The sequence below is a fragment of the Neisseria sp. P0008.S002 genome, from assembly GCF_051962805.1.
GTDB lineage: Bacteria > Pseudomonadota > Gammaproteobacteria > Burkholderiales > Neisseriaceae > Neisseria > Neisseria perflava.
Genome location: NZ_JBQCUY010000004.1, coordinates 1 through 19849 on the forward strand (window position 1 = coordinate 1; position 19849 = coordinate 19849).

General features: G+C 50.7%; 16 protein-coding genes and 2 pseudogenes. 6 read left to right on the forward strand and 12 right to left on the reverse strand.

From position 1 onward, the window contains the following. The 3 genes from ACTHSA_RS05155 to ACTHSA_RS05165 all read left to right on the forward strand — a co-directional run. A partial coding sequence (locus ACTHSA_RS05155) for a hypothetical protein (protein WP_440378825.1) occupies positions 1–443 on the forward strand: 443 nt, incomplete at its 5' end. A 179-nt stretch (positions 444–622) separates the two neighbouring features. Continuing rightward, positions 623–886 (forward strand): helix-turn-helix transcriptional regulator, encoded by a 264-nt coding sequence (locus ACTHSA_RS05160; RefSeq protein ID WP_440367007.1) that lies wholly within the window; start codon positions 623–625, stop codon positions 884–886. Further along, positions 876–2354, forward strand: a complete 1479-nt coding sequence (locus ACTHSA_RS05165; protein WP_440367005.1) for a YfjI family protein — start codon at positions 876–878, stop codon at positions 2352–2354. The genes ACTHSA_RS05160 and ACTHSA_RS05165 overlap by 11 nt, the downstream gene beginning before the upstream one ends. Before the next feature lie 122 nt (positions 2355–2476). Here the strand turns inward: ACTHSA_RS05165 and ACTHSA_RS05170 are convergent. Continuing rightward, positions 2477–3291: pseudogene (locus tag ACTHSA_RS05170) on the reverse strand (IS5 family transposase); the annotation flags it as partial. A gap of 122 nt (positions 3292–3413) precedes the next feature. Here ACTHSA_RS05170 and ACTHSA_RS05175 point away from each other — a divergent pair. After that, positions 3414–3638, forward strand: a complete 225-nt coding sequence (locus tag ACTHSA_RS05175) for a hypothetical protein (RefSeq protein ID WP_440367004.1) — start codon at positions 3414–3416, stop codon at positions 3636–3638. A 67-nt stretch (positions 3639–3705) separates the two neighbouring features. On the opposite strand, the gene ACTHSA_RS05180 is transcribed toward ACTHSA_RS05175, so the two are convergent. The 3 genes and pseudogenes from ACTHSA_RS05180 to ACTHSA_RS05190 all read right to left on the reverse strand — a co-directional run bounded on the left by ACTHSA_RS05180 (position 3706) and on the right by ACTHSA_RS05190 (position 7929). Further along, on the reverse strand, positions 3706–5469 hold the full coding sequence (locus ACTHSA_RS05180; RefSeq protein WP_107848944.1) for a monovalent cation:proton antiporter-2 (CPA2) family protein: 1764 nt from the start codon (positions 5467–5469) through the stop codon (positions 3706–3708). 322 nt (positions 5470–5791) lie between these two features. Further along, positions 5792–6022, reverse strand: a pseudogene (locus ACTHSA_RS05185) (transposase); the annotation flags it as partial. 776 nt (positions 6023–6798) lie between these two features. After that, positions 6799–7929, reverse strand: coding sequence for an FUSC family protein (locus tag ACTHSA_RS05190; protein WP_039861887.1), 1131 nt, complete (start codon positions 7927–7929; stop codon positions 6799–6801). A gap of 154 nt (positions 7930–8083) precedes the next feature. On the opposite strand from ACTHSA_RS05190, the gene rnhB reads away from it, so the two are divergent. Beyond that, on the forward strand, positions 8084–8677 hold the full coding sequence (rnhB, locus tag ACTHSA_RS05195) for a ribonuclease HII (RefSeq protein ID WP_039861927.1): 594 nt from the start codon (positions 8084–8086) through the stop codon (positions 8675–8677). Between the two features lie 56 nt (positions 8678–8733). Here the strand turns inward: rnhB and ACTHSA_RS05200 are convergent, their stop codons facing one another. Next, positions 8734–9738 carry a quinone-dependent dihydroorotate dehydrogenase gene (locus ACTHSA_RS05200; protein ID WP_070504155.1) on the reverse strand — a complete coding sequence of 335 codons (1005 nt, stop codon included), beginning with the start codon at positions 9736–9738 and terminating at the stop codon, positions 8734–8736. 248 nt (positions 9739–9986) lie between these two features. On the opposite strand from ACTHSA_RS05200, the gene ACTHSA_RS05205 reads away from it, so the two are divergent. Then, positions 9987–11996, forward strand: a complete 2010-nt coding sequence (locus tag ACTHSA_RS05205) for an OPT family oligopeptide transporter (protein ID WP_440367481.1) — start codon at positions 9987–9989, stop codon at positions 11994–11996. 347 nt (positions 11997–12343) lie between these two features. Here the strand turns inward: ACTHSA_RS05205 and waaA are convergent, their stop codons facing one another. The 7 genes from waaA to ACTHSA_RS05240 form a co-directional block, all read right to left on the reverse strand. Then, the gene (gene waaA, locus ACTHSA_RS05210; RefSeq protein WP_440367483.1) at positions 12344–13606 is read right to left on the reverse strand and encodes a lipid IV(A) 3-deoxy-D-manno-octulosonic acid transferase; all 1263 of its coding nucleotides are present in this window, start codon (positions 13604–13606) and stop codon (positions 12344–12346) included. A gap of 138 nt (positions 13607–13744) precedes the next feature. Next, the gene (locus tag ACTHSA_RS05215; RefSeq protein ID WP_049349290.1) at positions 13745–14176 is read right to left on the reverse strand and encodes a plastocyanin/azurin family copper-binding protein; all 432 of its coding nucleotides are present in this window, start codon (positions 14174–14176) and stop codon (positions 13745–13747) included. 69 nt (positions 14177–14245) lie between these two features. After that, the gene (locus ACTHSA_RS05220; RefSeq protein ID WP_315116836.1) at positions 14246–15010 is read right to left on the reverse strand and encodes an ABC transporter ATP-binding protein; all 765 of its coding nucleotides are present in this window, start codon (positions 15008–15010) and stop codon (positions 14246–14248) included. A gap of 10 nt (positions 15011–15020) precedes the next feature. Then, positions 15021–16067, reverse strand: a complete 1047-nt coding sequence (locus ACTHSA_RS05225) for a FecCD family ABC transporter permease (RefSeq protein WP_440367488.1) — start codon at positions 16065–16067, stop codon at positions 15021–15023. Positions 16068–16183: 116 nt separating this feature from the next. Next, positions 16184–17299 (reverse strand): ABC transporter substrate-binding protein, encoded by a 1116-nt coding sequence (locus tag ACTHSA_RS05230; RefSeq protein WP_250581252.1) that lies wholly within the window; start codon positions 17297–17299, stop codon positions 16184–16186. A gap of 506 nt (positions 17300–17805) precedes the next feature. Continuing rightward, the gene (gene ptsP / locus ACTHSA_RS05235) at positions 17806–19569 is read right to left on the reverse strand and encodes a phosphoenolpyruvate--protein phosphotransferase (RefSeq protein ID WP_440367490.1); all 1764 of its coding nucleotides are present in this window, start codon (positions 19567–19569) and stop codon (positions 17806–17808) included. Next, positions 19569–19838 (reverse strand): HPr family phosphocarrier protein, encoded by a 270-nt coding sequence (locus ACTHSA_RS05240; RefSeq protein ID WP_004519098.1) that lies wholly within the window; start codon positions 19836–19838, stop codon positions 19569–19571. The genes ptsP and ACTHSA_RS05240 overlap by 1 nt, the downstream gene beginning before the upstream one ends. Positions 19839–19849: the final 11 nt, after the last annotated feature.

A 19849-nucleotide genomic window follows, 5' to 3' on the forward strand; every position in this document is an offset into this window, starting at 1 on the left:
ATTTAGGTTATAGTCAAAGTCAAATTGAAGTTTTACCTGAAAATTTAAGGACTATTCTTGATATTATAAAGATACTTGAAAAGAAACCAATAGTTGAAAAGAAAGTTGTCGATAATTATATGCAATCAAAATTTCCAAGTTTATTATCTGATAATCATGATAAACGTTTGGCATTTTTAACTTCTCTAGTAAAGAAGAAAAGAAACTTACACTTTAATAAAAAATCTAATAATGTTGGAATGAGTAAGTTTCTTAAATTGCTCTGTGATACATTTATCTGGGCAAATCAGCAAAATCCCATAGTAATTATTAAAAGTCACGCAGATTTAATAAAGGCAATGGAAAGGTACAACTTCAAAGCATGTAAAGACGAATTCTATATGATAGAGAAATTGCAATCACATTCTTGGTTCTTGTTTGGGCGGAATTTAAATAATGCATAAGATTATGTATTTATTGAATAATTTATCAAAAAAGGGGCGTTAAGTCAATATTTTAACCCTGGTTTTGGGCTAATTTTAAACAATTTTGACCTATGCTTTTTTCTCTTAAATTTGCAAAATAGCGCCAAGGTTATCCAGAAAACGTCTGGAATATTTTAAATCAACTTTTGGAGCTTATTATGCTTGATAGTTTTAAAGAAGCACAACAAAATCTAAATCTGATTAAATTATCAGATTTACTTAAACTTGTACCACTTTCAAGGACTGGCATTTATGATCGTCTTAATCCTAAAAGTAGGTATTATGATTCGACTTTCCCGCGGCCCATTAAACTTGGTGAGAGAACCAATCGTTGGGTAAGAGAGGAAGTAGAAGAATGGCTTGAAGCATTAAAAGCACAACGCTTTAATTCACGTATGAAGGGAGCGAAAAATGAATGCTAACTTCAACGAATCTGAGTTACACCTTTGTTTACACTACAAATTAAGCAATCTCGCTAGAAGTGTACAAAACCAAATTCAATCGCCTATGCCGATAGTTGTTTCTTCTATGCTGACAGCGTTGTCAACTGCTATGCAGTCCTTTGTCAAAGTGAGGTTGCCTATAGGAATGACTATCCCAAGCAACCTGTATGTTTGCACTATTGCTGATTCAGGAGAGCGTAAAACCAGTACCTTAAATCTGTTTATGAAGGGTATCAGACAGTTTGAAAACGAATTAAGTGTTATGAATCAACAGATTATTTCCAGTAATAAGAGTAAGCAAATTGTTTGGGATTTGCGCTATTCTGAGCTCATGAAAAAGCTGAAGAAAGCAATTAATCAAAATGACGCGGGTAACATCGATGTTTATAGTGCCAAACTTAGGGAACTTGAATCGGAAAAACCAACTGAAGAACAAATAAGTAGAATTGTGTTTGATGATGCCACAATTGAGGCTCTGACTTTTCAATTAGGCCAATCGAAAGTGGGAGGCTTGTATGTAACGACTGAAGCTGGGAGTGTTCTAAAAAACATGACTACCAAACATACTTCATTGCTTAATACACTTTGGGATGGTGAGAAAATTCATGTTGACCGTCAATCTGGTTCTTATGACGTTGATAATATTTTAAGTTGCTCTTTTTCTGTGCAACCGGACTTGTTCACAGAAGCATTAGGTAAAAAAGAAAACATGATTCGAGGTAGCGGGCTGCTAGCCCGTATGTTGGTGTGTTATCCACAAAGCACACAAGGTTTCCGGAGTATAAGTGAGCCATTTACCAATTTTGATTTGGAAGACTTCAATACAAGGATGAAACAGCTGTGTCAATTTTCAATTAACTGTGCACAGGATCAGAAAATCATCTGTTTAGAATTTGATGAATCAGCCAAAAGGCTGTGGATTAATACAGCTAATGATCTTGAAGCAAACATTTCGGAAATAGGTAGGTACCAAAGCGTCAAAGATGTAGTAAGCAAATTCATGAATAATGCTTCGAGGATTGCAGCTCTGATTTATTTTTATCTTTATGGTGATGAAAACGAAGAAGCAACAAGCAAAATTCCAGAATCGATACTACATTCTTCTATTATGCTTATGGGATACTATTTGGAAGAGTCGCTCCGATTATTTGGCGAGAAGTCAGAAGAGCAGGTGCGTTTTGAGTATGCTCAATCCTTATTTCAATACCTTGCCAGAACCTATAATCCACAAAATCCTTATCCAGGTATAGAGAAGCAGACTATCTGTAGAAATGGTCCACGGTTAATTCGTAAAGCTGTTTTGGCACAAATCGCAATTGATGAGCTTGTGAGACATGGTTATTTATATTATCACCCAAATGGAAAACCACTCATTTATTGGTTTACTCACAAATGGTTTCTAGAAAATGGATACTTCTGCCCACCTGGGTATTATCCCCCTTGTTGATTTACAATTAACATACTAATGGAGACCTTTACAAAAAAGCCTTCCTCCAACAGTCGAAATCCAAACACAGGTTTTCGGCTGTTTTTGTTTCAAATATCCACTGCTTCTACTCAAATACCCCCTTAATCCCCCTTGGATACCTGATAATCAGGCATCCGAGCCGCTTTCAACAGGTTCAAACACATCGCCTTCAGATGGCTTGGTGCACTCACTTTGCTCAGTCCGAAGTAGTCTGCCCGCGCATAGCGGAGTTTACGATGCAGCGTACCGAAGCTTTGTTCGACCACATAACGGGTTTTCGACAAATATCCGTTGCGTTTGGTTTGCACTTCCGTCAGCGGACGGTTACGGTGGGCTTTGCGCATAATGCCGTCCAGCAACCGATGCTCTTTCAGATGTTGTCGGTTTTTCTCACTGTCGTAGCCTTTGTCAGCATAGACGGTTGTACCTTCGGCTATCCCTTCCAGCAAAGGCGACAGGTGGTTGCACTCATGAGTATTGGGGGAGTGATGTGCAGTTTCTCGATATAGCCTTCCTCATCGGTGCGGGTATGTTGTTTGTAACCGAGTCTGTAGAGGCCGTTTTTCTTTGTCCAACGGGCATCGCTGTCTTTACTCGGTGTGGTTTGGCCGCTGACTTGTCCTTCTTCATCGACTTCTATGGCCTGACGCTGTTTGCTGCCGGCGGTTTGAATAATGGTGGCATCAATGACGGCGGCGGATGCTTTCTCTACTTTTAAGCCTTTTTCGGTCAGTTGGCGATTAATCAGTTCCAATAATTCAGACAGGGTGTTGTCTTGCGCTAACCAGTTGCGGTAGCGGCATAAGGTGCTGTAATCGGGGATGCACAGTTCGTCAAAACGGCAAAACAGGTTGAAATCGATGCGGGTGATGAGGCTGTGTTCGAGTTCGGGATCGGAGAGGCTGTGCCATTGTCCGTAGAAGCGCAAGAGCGACGCGAACGAATGAAAAAACAGTTCGCCGACTAAAATATAGATGTAGAAACCTTAAAAGGCCGTCTGAAATACTATTTGCACTTATTCCCGATTTGCTGCAACGGATGTTATCGGGCGGATTGGCAAAAGCGGAATTGCCCGGCGTCCGCACAGGCTTGGGATTCATCGATCGCAAGCTCGGCGGCTTTCTCGAACTGGGCTGGTATGCTTATCAAATGAAGCTCATCGGCACAGGCAACACCCCGCAGCCGAAACGCTCCGCGTGGGCGGAACTGTTCCGCCTGCTGAAAAACATCCGCCAACACCGCCTGCGTTCCGAACGGGCGTAAAAAGTGCGGTGTTTTGCAATTTTTCGCTTAAATTCCATCGCTTGCAGCTACAAAAGTGCGCTCTATTTTACGAATTTTTCTTTATATTCCCCAACAGTAATCTGCGCCCTTCAAATTCCTTGCCGGCAATTTCCAAAGCGAAGCGTTCTTTGTCGGCGTCGCGTACTTTGTCGTGTACGGCACGTAATTCCTGCACGCTAGCACCCAATGCCTTGACGATTTCATCGCCCATTTTCATGGAAGAATAGAAGGTTTCGCGCACTACGAAATCCGCTTCCGCTTTCACTAGGGCCAGCGCATTGCGTCTGTCCCAGGCGCGCACGAACACCTTGGCGTTCGGGTTGATATGATGAATATTTTCCACAATTCTGACCGCACTTTCTCTGTCGTCCACGCATACCGCTACGATGTCGGTGTGTTCCACGCCGCTGGCATGCAGCACGTCGGCGCGGGTGGCGTCGCCGTAATAGACTTTGAAACCGTATTCGCGTGCGACGTTGATGATGTCGGGATCGTTGTCCAGAATGGAAATGGTGGCACCGTAGGCTAGCGGCATTTGGCTGACCACCTGCCCCATGCGCCCGAATCCGATAATCAGCACGTTGCCGTTGAGTTCGCCCGCATGTTCTTCCACATCGTCCACTGCCGCAGCTGCGCGGGGTTCTTTGAAATAGCGGTCGAACAGCATAACGCTGAAGGGTGTCATAATCATGGAGAGCACCACGATTGCCGTCATATTCGCTAGCACTTCCGCATTAATCGCCCGTTGTACGGCAGCGGAGGCGAGTAATACGAAGGCGAATTCACCGCCCTGCGACATCAGTACGGCGCGGTGTATCGCGGTGTGATGGCTTGCTTTGGTAAAACGCGCCACTCCATAAATGGCAAGGCATTTCAAGATAATCATCAGTACAGTGGCGGAAAGAATTACCTTCCAGTTATTGAGCACCGTTGCCACATCCAGCGACATCCCGACAGCTAAGAAAAACAGCCCGAGCAAAAGGCCTCGGAACGGTTCGATATCCGCTTCAAGCTGATGACGGAAGTCGGATTCCGACAGCAGCACTCCCGCCAGAAACGCACCCATCGCCATAGACAGACCGCCCAGCTCCATTAAATAAGCCGCACCGAGTACCACCAGCAGCGCGGCGGCAGTCATCACCTCGCGTGCTTTGGATTTTGCCAGAATTTTAAACAGCGGATTGAGCAGCCAAATACCTGTCGCAATCAACGCTGCCAAAGAAAGCGCGGCAACACCGATTTTCTGCCATAGCGGTACGGCATCGGCAACGGCATTGGGATTATCGGGTGCTAGAAATGCTACAATCGCCAGCATGGGCACAATCAGCAAATCTTCAAACAGCAAAATGGAGACAATGCGCTGACCTTGCGGTGTGCTGATTTCATGACGTTCGTCCATAATCTGCATGACCATTGCGGTGGAGGTGAGTGTAAAACCTACCGCCGAAATAAACGACATCACTAAAGAAAAACCGTAAGCCAGCCCGATTAGGGTAAGGAACAGACTGGAAAACGTCACCTGCAGGGTACCCAAGCCGAAAATCTGATTACGCAATTTCCATAAATGCGACGGCTTCATTTCCAGCCCGATCAAAAACAGAAACATCACCACGCCGAATTCCGCAATATGCAAAATAGCGTGGGAATCGGTAACGAGCTTTAATCCGAAGGGTCCGATAACCAGCCCCGCAGCCAAATAACCCAGAATCGAGCCTAGACCTAAACGTTTAAATAACGGCACGGCAACTACCGCCGCCCCCAATAACACCACCACGTGCAATAAATCGCCGTCAGCCGCTTCTACCGCCATAATTCCTGCCTTTGTTAATTCATAAAAATTTTTCGTATTATAAAGAAAAATCGCCGTAACACAAAAAAGCCGTCATTTGACGGCTTCCTCTAAGAAAAGTGCGGTCGGTTTTTGTTAAATTATTGCACTTTGCCGTCGATTTCGATCGGGGTATATTCCACCGGCAGCCAAGTGTAGCGCCGTTGCTTTCGGCACGGATGTGTCTGATGCCGGGGAAGGGCATATGTGCGCCAGCTATCCAGATTTTACGTGTGGCGGCATCTTTGAGCGCGTCTTGGCGGCTGGCGCGTGCCTGTTTGGGGTCGCTGTCAAACTCAATGGCGATTTCGGGATCGGAGAGGCTGTGCCATTGTCCGAGCAGGACGGCTTTGAACATGGATAGCAGTGGATAGGCGGGACGACCGCGGTGGTCTCGAAGGTAACGGGCTCTTTGACGATTCAGGTACTGTTCGATCGGTTGCCAATCAATCACCTGATCCAACTTCAATAGTGGGAAACGGTCGATGTATTTGGCGATCATGGCTTGGGCAGTTTGCTGGAAGAAGGTGGTCATGGAAAATCCCCTGAATGTCTTAGTAGGAATTTAGGGGATTTTTGGGGGGATTTTGCAAAGGTCTCTAATGGCTAAAACGGCGAATATCGCCGTTTTAGCAATACTTAACGTCTGGAGTTTTTCAATCATATACAAATAGATGCTCAAATCTGCTTGAAGGTCGTAATTATTTACTATCCAATAGTGTCCAACTGCGTTCATTTTTTATTCAATCTCTTGTTGAGCATAAACCAAGAATTTAATATGTCGGTACTTTCTACTCAAACAGGGGGTAATTTCAATTATTAGGATCCTACCGACCGATCATAGTTATGCTTGGAGGGGCAAATTTATATGTGGGAAACTAGTAATTCGACTTTTTATGGTATACGTTGGTAACTTTGAAAAATCTCGTGTTTATTAACTAAATGGTTGAGGCCATATGATATTATTGGTATAGTTGAAGCCAATGTTGGAAATAGTAGACAGAATTGATTTGATGTAGCTCTACAAGTTTTGGTGGTACATTTGTTGGTATCTTTAAGAGTTTGACTGAAAATATACTTTAAATACATTCGGTTATATAGTTTTGTGAATCCTGCTCCCGCAACCAAATATAAAAATCCCCTGCAATCGCAGGGGATTTTGCTTTATGCGGTATTTATTGTTGCTTGGATTGATTGAAAGGCCGTCTGAACCATTGGGTTTCAGACGGCCTTTTTTATTGGCCGATGTTATCGGCGGCTAATTCGTTTTTGTCTTTTATTTTGGGTTTGCGTTTTTCAGACGGCCTATTGTTACTCCGGATCGGTATCGTTACGCAGGTATTCTTTCAGGCGTTGCAATTCTTTTTTGTCCAACCATTTATTGCGCGAACGTTGCAACAGGATCACCAATGCGGCGATTTCGTTACGCATATTGGTACTGAGCCAGAGGAAGCCTTGCCAGTCGTAATGCAGGCGGGCGGCCGGTTTGCTTAGTTCGGTATTGAGCGAAGTATCGATGCGGATGCGGCGGGCGTAGTGGCCTTTGATGAGACGTACGGTCAGGCGCAGTTCGCGTTGGAGTTGGTTGAAATGGCGGTCGAGCAGGCGGATTTCGCTTTCGTTGAGCGTGGGCGCGCGCAGTTTGGCGGCGGTGGTCAGGAGCAGCTCGGTGGTGGTGACGATTTTGCGGTGGGCATGTTGCATGGCTTCCATCATATTGTTGCTGATGTGGCTTTCGCCGGATGTTGCGGCCAGATGGCTGCGGCTTTTGACCATGCGGGCGTTGATTTTGCGCATTTTAATCATGTTTTGCTCCAAGCGCTCGCGCGTCATGCGCTTGCCGTTGCTGATTTCGGCAATCATTTTGGCGCAGTCGGTGAGGTTGTCGGCAAGCATGAAGCGCCACATCAGGGTGGAGCGCAGGGGCAGGAGTTTGGCGGCGGCAATGGCGATGGCGGCACCAATCAAAACGTTCATGGCGCGCATCAGGCCGCTGTCGAGCCAGTGGTGGCTGCTGTCGCCGATGAGCATGCACATGGTCAAACCGGCAAGCATGGCGACATAGCCGTTTTTGCCGACCGCAGACCAACCGGCCACTGCGCTGGCGGCACCGATAATCAGATAGAAGAAAACGTCGTCTTGCAAATAATGTTGGTTCAACCATAAAACGGTCAACCCAACACCCAAACCGATGGCCGTGCCGAGCATGCGTTCGACCGCTTTGGAGTAAATCGCGCCTTGGAATTGCAGCATGCCGAGGACGACAAAGACGGTCATGCCGATCCACTCGCCGTGTTGCAGGTGGAAGACTTTCGCCAACAGGGTGGAGAACACGATTGCCAAGCCGAGGCGGAAGGCGTGGATATGGCGGCGATAGCGGTAGCGTTCGTAGGCGTTGAGCCAGCGTTCGGAAAAATGGAGGCGTTCGGATTGGGCAGGCATGTTGTAAGACGTATCAGTATGTGGGGATGTAAATTATAACTGATTGGTAAAGCAGATGAAATTTTAACTGCTCCCCAACGGCTTGTCCTATTGCGGATTTTATCTGCCGCAAGCGGATATAATGGCGGCTTTGAATCAGACAGGTGGTGAAGAAATGGCGACGGTTTTAAGCGCAGGCGTGGACGAAGCGGGACGCGGCCCTTTGGTCGGCAGCGTATTTGCGGCGGCAGTGATTTTGCCGGAACATTTTGACTTGCCGGGTTTGACCGACTCAAAAAAACTGAGCGAAAAAAAGCGCGATATGTTGGCGCAGATGATTAAGGAACAGGCGGTTGCGTGGAGCATTGCCTTTGCCGATCCTGACGAAATCCTGCAACTGAACATCCTGCACGCAACCATGGCCGCGATGAAGCGCGCAGTCGAGGGGCTGTCGGTCACTCCCGACAAAGTGTGGATAGACGGCAACCGCGTGCCGAAAGATTTGAATGTTCCTGCCGAAGCCGTGGTCAAAGGCGACAGCAAAATTATTGAAATCTCCGCCGCTTCGGTTTTGGCCAAAACCGCGCGTGATGCGGAAATGTATGAATTGGCGAAACGCTATCCGCAATACGGGTTTGACCGCCACAAAGGCTACGGTACGGCGCAACATTTGGCCGCGTTGAAACAATACGGCGTCTTGCCGGAACACCGCCGCAATTTCGCACCGGTCAAAACCTTATTGGCACAAGGCAATCTGTTTGAAGAATGAAAGCATATCAAAAGGCCGTCTGAAAGATTTCAGACGGCCTTATTTTTGGAAAAGTATTATTTCAACGCAGCCAAACACTCTTTAATCAACTCAGGGCCGCGATAAATCAAACCGCTGTACACTTGAACCGCACTGGCGCCCAAGCGGATTTTTTCTGCCGCGTCCGTGCCGTTCATGATGCCGCCGACGCCGATAATCGGCAGCTTGCCGTCAATGCGTTCCGCCAAAAGTTTCAACACTTGATTGCTTTTCTCGCGTACGGGCAAGCCGCTCAAGCCGCCTTGTTCGCCTGCGAGCGGATGGCTGCCCAAGCTTGATTTGTCGATGGTTGTGTTGGTGGCGATGATGCCGTCCATTTCCACGGATTTGACCACATGGGCGATGTCGTCGATTTGCGCTTCGTCCAAATCCGGCGCGATTTTAACCGCCAGCGGCACATATTTGCCATGCGCGGCCGCCAGTTGCGCCTGTTTGTTTTTCAAGGCTTCCAACAATGCGCTCAATTCGTCGCCGCCTTGCAAAGCGCGCAGGTTTTTCGTATTGGGGGAGGAAATATTGACCGTGATATAGCTCGCGTGGGCGTAGGCTTTTTCCAAGCAAATCAGATAATCGTCGGCCGCGTTTTCAATCGGCGTAACGGCATTTTTACCGATGTTGATGCCCAAAATGCCTTTAAAGCGGCTGTTTTCAATGTTGCGGATCATCGCGTCGATGCCGTGGTTGTTGAAACCCATGCGGTTGATGATGCCTTGGTGTTCGGGAACGCGGAAAAGACGCGGCTGAGGATTGCCCGGCTGCGGCTTGGGCGTTACTGTGCCGATTTCGACAAAGCCAAAACCCAAAGCGGCAAACGCATCAATACACTCACCGTTTTTGTCCAAACCTGCCGCCAAGCCGACCGGATTGGGCAGCTGCAAACCCATCAGCTCGGTTGGTCGGGTGTGGCTGTCCACCTTGGGCAGCAGGCCGAGTTTTTCGATGGAACGCAAACTGTTGAGCGTGAAATGATGGGCCTTTTCTGCATCGAAACGGAACAGTATGGGGCGGACGAGTGAATACATGGCGGCGGCTTTCTGAACGGTTGATGAATTTGGCGTTATTTTACCTGAAACCGTCAAACTGCCCCAAACGTCTGTATCGATATGATTTTATTGTTTGGCGTCAAATGAAAATAAATAGGGCTTTTGCGTGTAGTCGGATAGTTCATTAAAATGGTAAAAGAGAGGCTTTTCAGACGGCCTGATGGATGTATCAAAAGGCCGTCTGAAAAGTTTTGATTTGATTGTTTACCTGATACAGGAAGATTTTTATGAAACAGGCGGTTGATCCTTATGCGAGTTTCCGTGAACTGACGCTGCGGGGAATGATACTCGGCGCGTTGATTACGGTGATTTTTACGGCATCCAATGTGTATTTGGGCTTGAAGGTGGGCCTGACTTTTGCGTCTTCGATTCCGGCTGCGGTAATTTCGATGGCGGTTTTGAAGTTTTTTAAAGGCAGCAATATTCTGGAAAATAATATGGTGCAGACTCAGGCTTCGGCCGCGGGTACGCTCTCCAGTATTATTTTTATCTTGCCGGGTTTGCTGATGGCCGGTTATTGGGCGGGCTTTCCGTTTTGGCAGACTACGCTGCTGTGTATGTCCGGCGGTATTTTGGGCGTGATTTTCACTGTGCCTTTGCGTTATGCGATGGTGGTGAAGAGCGATTTGCCTTATCCGGAAGGTGTGGCGGCGGCTGAGATTTTGAAGGTCGGCGACTATGATGCAGACCAACAGGAAGGCGGCAGCGGTATCAAGGAATTGGTGTCGGGCGGCGCATTGGCCGGTTTGATGAGCTTTTGCGCAAGCGGTTTGCGCGTGGTGGCCGACAGCGCGAGCTTTTGGTTTAAAGGCGGCGCGTCGGTGTTCCAAGTGCCGATGGGCTTTTCTTTGGCTTTGCTGGGCGCGGGCTATTTGGTCGGCCTGACCGGCGGTATCGCGATTTTGCTGGGTATTTCGATTGCCTGGGGCGTGGCCGTGCCTTATCTGTCGGCGCATATTCCGCAACCTGCCGATATGGAGATGATTCCTTTTGCGATGTCTTTGTGGAAGGAAAAAGTCCGTTTTATCGGCGCGGGTACGATCGGTATTGCGGCTATTTGGACGCTGTTGACTTTGATGAAACCAATAGTCGAGGGTATGCGCCTGTCTTTCCGCAATTTCGGCGGCGCGCAAATGACCGAGCGCACGGAACAGGATTTGTCGCCTAAGGCGATGATTGCCTGGGTGTTGGCGATGATGCTGGTGTTGGGCGTGTCCTTCTTCCACTTTATTGGCGACTCGCATATTTCCGGTGGTTTGGCTTGGCTGTTGGTGGTCGTATGTACGTTGCTGGCTTCGATTATCGGCTTTTTGGTGGCTGCGGCTTGCGGTTATATGGCCGGTTTGGTCGGTTCGTCTTCCAGCCCGATTTCGGGTGTGGGTATCGTTTCTATCGTTATCATTTCGCTGGTGTTGCTGTTGGTCGGCGAATCCGGCGGCTTGATGGCGGATGAGGCAAACCGCAAATTCCTGCTGGCGTTGACGTTGTTTTGCGGCGCATCTGTGATTTGTGTGGCTTCGATCTCCAATGACAACCTGCAGGATTTGAAAACAGGTTATCTGGTAAAAGCAACCCCTTGGAAACAGCAGGTTGCGCTGATTATCGGCTGCGTTGTCGGTGCATTGGTGATTTCGCCTGTGTTGGAGCTTTTGTATGAAGCCTACGGCTTTACCGGCGCGATGCCGCGTGAAGGCATGGATGCGGCCCAAGCCCTTGCCGCGCCTCAGGCAACTTTGATGACTACCATCGCCCAAGGTATTTTCTCGCACAATCTGCAATGGGATTATATTTTCACCGGCGTGGCCATCGGCGTGGCGTTGATTGCGGTCGATTTCACATTGCGCAAATCCTCCGGCGGCAAGCGCGCCTTGCCGGTATTGGCCGTGGGCATGGGCATTTACCTGCCGCCGTCTGTGAATATGCCGATTGTGATCGGCGCGGTATTGGCGGCTGTGTTGAAATCCGTCATCGCCCGTCGTCAAGAAAACCGTGAAGGCCGTCTGAAAAATGCGGAACGTATCGGTACGCTGTTCTCTGCCGGTTTGATTGTCGGCGAGAGCCTGATCGGTGTGATTATGGCGTTTATCATTGCCTTCTCCGTAACCAACGGCGGTTCGGATGCGCCTTTGGCCCTGAACCTGGAAAACTGGGATACGGCCGCCAAATGGCTGGGCTTGGCGTTTTTTGTCTTCGGTATGTTCGTGTTTGCACGTCGCGTGTTGAAAGCAGGACGTTAAGTTTGTAGGTTGAGAAAAGGCCGTCTGAAACCCAAAAAATTGGGGTTTCAGACGGCCTTTTTAGTGGAAATTTGTTTGGAATGATTTTAGGAAGTTTGGGTATAATTATCGCGGGGCTGGTAGCAAAAAAGCCCCATTGCAGTGGGGCTTTGTGCTGAAACCGCCCTAGAAAGGATGGTTTCAATCATGAAACATACCACTCGCACGGGTCGTTCATGGCTGAGACTGCGGACAGTCGTTAGGATTATCTTAACCCTGTTCCTGCTCTTAGTCAATTAAACGGCTGAAAACAAAAAACTGTTTTTCAGTTTCCGCCTGTTTGTCATGAACGGGCGGTTTTTTATTGTTTAACGCTGATTCAAACAATCTGCAATCGCTTTGGCAATTTTGGCACTGGCGCCTTGGTGTTGCGAAATGAATTGCTCGGTGTGGCTGATCAGTTGTTGGCGCAGGGTTTCATCGTCGAGGTATTGGCGCGTGGTTCTGTACCAGGCTTCGGCGGTTTCGACACGGACGGCGGCTTTGGCTTCGACTGCGCCTTTGCAGGCTTGGGCGAAGTTGTAGTTGGAGTAGCCGAAGAGGGTGGGGACGCGGCAGGAGATGGGTTCGATGATGTTTTGGCAGCCGGCATCAACGAGGCTGCCGCCGACGAAGGCAATATCTGCGCTGAGGTAGTAGGCGGCCAGTTCGCCCATGCTGTCGCCTATCCAAACTTGTGTATCTGGGGAAACGGGTTGTCCGTCGCTGCGTTTTTGGACGGTATAACCAAGCGATTTGGCGGTATCATAGGCCGTCTGAAAGTTTTCAGGGTGGCGCGGTACGATGACCAGCAAGGCATTGCCGCGGTAGCCCTGCCATGCTTTGAGGAGCAGCTCGGCTTCATCCGTGCCTTTGTACACGCGCGTGCTGGCGCAGACGACGACGGGGCGTGCGCCGATGCGTTCTTTAAAGGCGACGGCAAGCGGACGCAAGTCGTCGGGGGGCGCGATGTCGTATTTGGTGTTGCCGCAGACGTGGACGTTGGACGCGCCGATAAGGTGAAGGCGTTCGGCATCGGCGGCGGTTTGGGCAAAGCAGCCGGAGAGGCTCTGCATGGCAGGCTCGACCAGCTTGCGGATTTTGAGGTAGCCGCGTTGGGATTTTTCGGAGAGGCGCGCGTTGGCCAAAAAGAGGGGAATGCCTGCTTCTTTGCAGCCGTGCATCAGGTTGGGCCAGATTTCGGTTTCCATCAAAATGCCGCAGATGGGGCGGTGTTCGGCTAAAAATCGGGCGACCCATTCGGATTTGTCGTAGGGCAGGTAACGGCATTGCGCATCGGGGAACAGGGATTGCGCGGTGGCGCGGCCGGTCGGCGTCATTTGGGTAATCAGAAACGGCGAGTCGGGAAAATGGCGGCGCAATGCCTGCACCAAAGGTTCGGCCGCACGCGTTTCGCCGACGGATACGGCGTGTATCCAAATCGGGCGTTGTACGGGATTAGGATACGCCTGCCCGAAACGCTCGTCCCAATGCTCGAGATAGGCTGGGGATTTGAGGGCGCGGCGGCGCAGGTGGCGGCGGATCAGGAAGGGGGCGAGGTGCCACAGCGTGGCGTAAAGGCGGCGTATCATGCTTACGGGTCTTGTGTCGGAATAGGCCTATTTTATCGGAAACTGAAACGGAAGATATAGCTTTGATGCGTGTTTTACGCAAAGGAAACAGGCCGTCTGAAAGGTTTCAGCCGGCCTTTAATACAGGCATAAACGCGTTTACTTCACTTGGGCCATATATTTTTTCAGACGGCCTTTGCTTTGCATGGCGCGGTTTTCCATTTCATCGACAACGGCTTGCGCTTTGGCTTTGTTCACCGGTTTGCCGACCTGAATCACGCCGCTCATGTTCATCATGCGGTGCGGCGGGCAGGTATAGACATACACGCCTTCTTTGTCGAGCTTGAGCGTGAAGTCTTTACCGTCTTCGGAGAGGAAGTCGGCAACGCCGTCGGGCAGGGCTTTGCTTTGCACCCAGTGTCCGCTGTTAGTAGCTTTGAAGGTAACAGTGTCGCCGACTTTGGCGTTGACGTAGCCTGGCTCGAACACCATGCTACCGTCTTTGCCGTTGTCGAGCATTTTGATTTCATGATTGGCGGCGTAGGCGCCGAGGGAGGCGGTCAGCATCAGGAGGAAGAGTGATTTTTTCATGGGAAAGTCCTTTTTGTGAAGAGTATAAAATGATTGCTGGGGCTGGTTTCTTGATGGCAGATTTCCCAGCTAGGATTGCCGCATCGGGCGGATAACGGGCAGGCCTTTGCTGTCGTATAAAAGTTCGATGTCCACTTTGTACAGCCTGCCGATCATGTCCGCCTGCAATACGTCCTGCGGTGCACCCTGCGCCTGTACTTTGCCTTCGCCGAGCAGAATCACGCCGTCTGAAAACTGTGCGGCGAGGCTCAAATCGTGCAAGACCATCAGCGTAACCAGATTGTGTTCATGCGTGTATTGCACCACGCGTTCTAAAAGATTGAGTTGGTGGTGCATATCCAGCGCGCTGACCGGTTCGTCCAGCATCAGGATTTCGGGACGGCGCAGCATGACTTGGGCAAACATCACAAGCTGTCGCTGTCCGCCGGAAAGCCGCATGACGTCGCGGTGCGCCAGATGGCCGATGCCCAACTCCGCCATGATACTTGCAGCTTCGTGCAGCAGTTCGTCGCCGACGTGCATGTGCAGCGCGTCCATGCGGCCGAGCAACACGACTTCCAGCGCGGTCAGCGAGGCTTCGGCGGCGGTGTCCTGCGGCATATAGCCTATGCGTTTGCGCCAGCTTTGCAGGTGGATTTTGCTCAACGCTTCGTCGCCGTAGCGGATGGTGCCTTTGTGCGCCACTTCGCCGAAAATCGTTTTCATCAGCGAGGATTTGCCCGTACCGTTGGGGCCGAGCACGGAATAGACTTTGCCTTGTTCCAGCGTCAAATCGATACTGTCGGCGACCACATAATCGCCGCGCCGGATGTGTACGTTTTCAAGTTTCAACATTTCAGACGGCCTATCGTTTCGTTAATACAATCCAGAAGAAGAACGGCACGCCGACAAACGACGTAACAATCCCCACCGGAAACAGCGCGCCGGGGATAATTACCTTGGACAACACGCTCGCCACCGACAAAAACGCCGCTCCCGCCAGCATCGCGCCGGGCAGGAAGAAACGTTGGTCTTCGCCCAAAAGAATCCGCGCCACATGCGGCGCGACCAGTCCGATAAAGCCGATGACGCCGACGAAACTGATTGCCGTCGCCGTCATCACCGCCACCAGCACCAGCGTTTTCAGGCGCAAAAGTTGCAGATTGATGCCCAGCCCGACGGCGCGTTCTTCGCCCAAGCGTAGCGCGGTCAGCTTCCACACATCGCGCGAAAGCAGCAGCACGCACACCGCCGTAACCGCCGCCGTAACGATGACCGTCTCCCAAGTCGCCTTGGTCAGGCTGCCGAACAGCCAAAACAGAATCTGCTGCGAAATCTCAGGCGCGGCGATAAACTGAATCAGCGACAAAATCGACTGAAACAGAAACAACAGTGCAATCCCCACCAGCACCAGCATCGCCGAATTGAAACGGCGCGCCGAGGCAAACAGAAACAAGATGCCCGAAGCCAGCATGGTCATCACAAACGCCCCGATGGGAACGGCGACCGTTTCCGGCAGCCCGAAACCGCCGAACGCAATCACCATCGACGCGCCCAAACCTGCCGCCGCCGCCAAGCCCAGCGTATAAGGGCTGGCCATTGGGTTGTTCAACAGCGTTTGAATTTCCGCACCGCCGACACCCAAAGCCGCTCCGACCACCAAGGCCATTACCGCAATCGGCAGGCGCAGATCCATCACAATCAGGCGGTTCATTTCATCGACATCGGGTTTGCCCAGCAAAACATTGACCACTTCGCCGACGGGCAGCGTGTCCGTCATCGCAGGGCCGGTAGCGATGTCGAATAGGAAACTGACCGCGGCGATGACTAAAAACATCAACACAATCAACCAACGCTTGCCTTCCAACTTGCGCTGGTTTTTCACAATCTCGGCGACAACCGAATCATTCATGTTTCAAACCTTTAAAAAAGAGTGTTGTGAAAGGGGAGAACAGGTTTGCCTTTTTCTTCCGCAAAAATTTCAGACGGCCTTACGATTTAAAAGGCCGTCTGAAAATCTAAACTACCTTATTGTCCTTTCGGATAGAGGTAGAACGTGCCGTTTGGTACGACGGGCAGGTTTTGGCGGTAGAAGTCCAGATAGGTCTTCTCCGGGTTGAAATCCTTAAACAACTGCGGATAAATCGCTTTGGCCATAAACTGAATCGATGCGCTGTCGGACAGCGTGCGCGAGTTGGCGTGGTAGGCGGCGTAGAGGCGGTTGTTTTTAATCGCAGGCAGGTTTGCCCAGCCGGCGCGTTTGGCAAAGCCTGCCAAGCGTTTTTCCGCTTCGGCTTTTGGAATGCCCCAGCCCATCACCATGGCGGCAGGGTTTTTCTTCAATTCGGTTTCGCGGCCGGTAATCACGATCACGTCGGGTTTGGCGGCGAGGACTTTTTCAGGATTGATTGGGCCGTAGAACTCGACCGAAGAAGCGGCGATATTGTTGCCGCCGACCAGCGTCGCCATCGAACCCCACATGCTCTTGCCGAAGGTAACGCTGTGTTCGGCAGGGCCTTTGTTGCCGAACTCGACATACACTTTAGGCTTAGGCAGGTTGGCTTTTTGTACGCGCGCTTGGATGGTGTCGGCGACGCGTTTGTAGTCTGCCGCCAGTTTGTCAGCTTTTTGCTGCTGACCGGTCAGCGTGCCGATGAGCTTGGTTGATTGAACGTGTTTAGCGACCGTTTGCGCGTTGTAGTCCAACACAACGATGGGGATGCCGGCTTTGTTGATGCGGTCGAGATCGGAACCCAAAGCCTTGTATTGCCATTCGGCCAAAACTAGTAAATCGGGTTTCAGCGCCAATACTTTCTCAATCGAGAAAGTGCCGACTTCCACTTCGCCCACGTCGGTCAGCTGATTCAGTTTAGGCACGGCTTTGCTGAATGCCGCCCAGCTTGGCGGCGCCCAGTCGGCCCAAACTGCTTTGGAGAAACCGACAACGTTGTCCAGCGCGGTTTTACCGCCGATGGCCATGTAGTCTTGGTAGTAGAAGCCCAAAACCACACGCTTGGCAGGCAGGTCGACAGTTACCTTACGGCCGATGGTATCGGTCAGCTGAACCGGTTTGGCAAAAGCGGATACGGAGCCGACTGATAAAGCTGCAGCGGCAATTAAAGCAGAAAGTTGCGTAAATCTCATGAACTATTCCTTTAAAATATAATGATAACTATTATCTTTTATAAATTTACAAGGTATTGAATCTTTTTTCAAGTGAAACATGAGAATAGACATATTTTAGAGTAAAAAGTTGCATCATTAAAATAAAGGGATAATGTTTGGGTATACTGAAGACCTAGTGAAAAGGAATGATATGGGTGCCTAAAGCCATAGTGGGCAGTAGTTGGAAGAAATAGGCAAAGGGTCATTTATTGCAAAGAAAATAAAAGATATACGGTTGAATACAGCAGGCCGTCTGAAACCTTGTAATTGGGGTTCAGACGGCCTTTGGTGTGGCCATAAAAGTTTTATTTTACTTGCGCCATCTATTTTTCAGACGGCCTGTAAGCAGTATTGGGGAAAAGTGAAAAAGGTTGGTTTTTGAAATAGCGAAATAGGGAAGAAGGGGCTTGAGGGAGAATCGAGCGTAAACCCAAAATGGGGACGAATAAAAAGGGCGTGTATCGAAACACGCCCTTGCCGGAGGTTCAGACGGCCTGTGATTCCGCCTGTTCGCTTTGGTTGAGGATTTTAATCAGCTTCTCGGTTTTTTCCGGGTCTTCGCAGCGCAGGATTTTGGCGGCATCGTTTTCGAGATGGCCGGTGTTGCTGTGCAGGATGATGTTTTTAACCGAAAGCAGGTTGTTGGGGTTCATGGAGAAGCGGCGCAGGCCCATGCCGAGCAACAGTCGGGTGAAGACGGTATCGCCGGCCATTTCGCCGCAGATGGACACGCCTTTTTCCATGCGGTTTGCGGTGCGGATGATGTGTTGCAGCGTTTTGAGGACGGCAGGGTGGCCGGGTTGGTAGAGGTGGCTGACGCTGTCGTCGCCGCGGTCGACCGACAGGAGGTATTGAATCAGGTCGTTGGTGCCGATGGAAACGAAGTCGACGAGCTTGAGGATGCTGCCGACGGTCATGGCGGCGGACGGGATTTCGATCATGCAGCCGATGCTGACCGGGCCGAAGGTTTCACCGCGTTCGGTCAGCTGGCGTTGGGCCGTGTCCAGATGGATAAGGCATTGGCGCACTTCGGAAATGGACGTAATCATCGGCCACATCATGCGCACGGGGCCGTGGGCGGCGGCGCGGAGGATGGCGCGCATTTGGGTGCGAAACATGACCGGCTCGGCGAGGCACAAACGGATGCCGGTCAGGCCGAGCGCGGGGTTGAGGCTGCCGTTGGGCGTGCTGTTTTGGCCGAACCAGCGCGGATTTTTATCTACACCCAAGTCAACGGTGCGGATGGTGATGTTTTTGCCTTTGAGTTTTTTGACGATGCCGGCATAGACTTCGTATTGTTCGTCTTCGGTCGGCATGCTGTCGCGGTTGAGATAAAGAAATTCGCTGCGGAACAGGCCGACGCCGTCTGCGCCGAAGTTGTGCAGGGCTTTGATGTCTTCTGCGGATTCGATGTTGGCGAGCAACTCAATGTTGATGCCGTCGGCCGTGGTGGCGGCGGTTTTTTTGATTTTGTTGAGTTCGCGCTTGTGGCTGCGGTATTCGCGGGCGAGGCGGCGGTATTCGTTGAGGACGACTTCGTCGGGATCGATGATGAGGACGCCGTTGATGCCGTCGACGATGACGATTTCGTTTTCGGTAATGAGTTTGCGGGCGTTGTGCAGGCCGATGACGGACGGGATGTCGAGGCTGCGGCCCAAGATGGCGGTGTGGCTGGTCGGACCGCCGGCATCGGTTACGAAGGCGGTAATGTGCTGCTCTTTGAATAGTACGGTATCGGCAGGCGAGAGGTCGTGCGCAATGAGGACGGTGTCGTCAAGCAGGTTACCGGCGAGGTTGATTTCGTTGCTTTGGCCGACAAGGTTGTTGTGGATGCGGTGGACGACTTGAAGCATGTCCTGTTTGCGTTCGCGCAGGTAGTCGTCGTCGATGCTGTCGAACTGGGCGGCGAGCTTGTCGCTTTGCAGTTTCAATGCCCATTCGGAGTTGATTTTCTGCTCGCGCAAAATGTCGATGGGTTCGCGCGAGAGGGTAACGTCGGTCAGCAGCATCAGGTGCAGGGAGATGAATGCGCCCAATTCGGTCGGGGCGTTTTCGGGAATTGCGCCGCGCAGCTGTTCCAATTCTTTGCGCGTGGCTTTGATGGCGTTGTCGAAACGGGCAACTTCGGCATCGAGTTTGTCGGGATCAATGTCGTATTGAGGGACTTCCGCCGTGCCGCGCGTGATGAGGTGGGCGTGGCCGATGGCAATGCCTTTGCCCGCGGCTACACCGTGTAGGACGATGCTCATTATTCGCCCTCGCCGAAGTAGTCGTTGATGAGGTCGGTCAACGCCTGCATGGCGGCGGCTTCGTCTGCGCCTTCTGCTTCCAGCTCAATCACGGTGCCTTTGGCGGCGGCCAGCATCATCAGGCCCATGATACTTTTGCCGTTGACGCGGTTACCGTTTTTGGTGACCCAGACTTCGCTTTGGAATTGGGAGGCGGTTTGGGTGAATTTGCTGGAAGCGCGCGCGTGCAGGCCGAGTTTGTTGATGATTTCAATTTCTTGTTTGAGCATGGATGTCCCCT

Bases quoted from the DNA above. Each gene is read 5' to 3' on its own strand.
- rnhB (WP_039861927.1), top strand. From the start codon at position 8,084: ATGGCGACGGTTTTAAGCGCAGGCGTGGACGAAGCGGGACGCGGCCCT.
- ACTHSA_RS05180 (WP_107848944.1), bottom strand. From the start codon at position 5,469: ATGGCGGTAGAAGCGGCTGACGGCGATTTATTGCACGTGGTGGTGTTA.
- ACTHSA_RS05220 (WP_315116836.1), bottom strand. From the start codon at position 15,010: ATGTTGAAACTTGAAAACGTACACATCCGGCGCGGCGATTATGTGGTC.
- ACTHSA_RS05240 (WP_004519098.1), bottom strand. From the start codon at position 19,838: ATGCTCAAACAAGAAATTGAAATCATCAACAAACTCGGCCTGCACGCG.
- ACTHSA_RS05215 (WP_049349290.1), bottom strand. From the start codon at position 14,176: ATGAAAAAATCACTCTTCCTCCTGATGCTGACCGCCTCCCTCGGCGCC.
- ACTHSA_RS05205 (WP_440367481.1), top strand. From the start codon at position 9,987: ATGAAACAGGCGGTTGATCCTTATGCGAGTTTCCGTGAACTGACGCTG.
- ACTHSA_RS05190 (WP_039861887.1), bottom strand. From the start codon at position 7,929: ATGCCTGCCCAATCCGAACGCCTCCATTTTTCCGAACGCTGGCTCAAC.
- ACTHSA_RS05225 (WP_440367488.1), bottom strand. From the start codon at position 16,067: ATGAATGATTCGGTTGTCGCCGAGATTGTGAAAAACCAGCGCAAGTTG.
- ACTHSA_RS05165 (WP_440367005.1), top strand. From the start codon at position 876: ATGAATGCTAACTTCAACGAATCTGAGTTACACCTTTGTTTACACTAC.
- ACTHSA_RS05175 (WP_440367004.1), top strand. From the start codon at position 3,414: ATGTTATCGGGCGGATTGGCAAAAGCGGAATTGCCCGGCGTCCGCACA.
- waaA (WP_440367483.1), bottom strand. From the start codon at position 13,606: ATGATACGCCGCCTTTACGCCACGCTGTGGCACCTCGCCCCCTTCCTG.
- ACTHSA_RS05200 (WP_070504155.1), bottom strand. From the start codon at position 9,738: ATGTATTCACTCGTCCGCCCCATACTGTTCCGTTTCGATGCAGAAAAG.
- ACTHSA_RS05230 (WP_250581252.1), bottom strand. From the start codon at position 17,299: ATGAGATTTACGCAACTTTCTGCTTTAATTGCCGCTGCAGCTTTATCA.
- ptsP (WP_440367490.1), bottom strand. From the start codon at position 19,569: ATGAGCATCGTCCTACACGGTGTAGCCGCGGGCAAAGGCATTGCCATC.
- ACTHSA_RS05160 (WP_440367007.1), top strand. From the start codon at position 623: ATGCTTGATAGTTTTAAAGAAGCACAACAAAATCTAAATCTGATTAAA.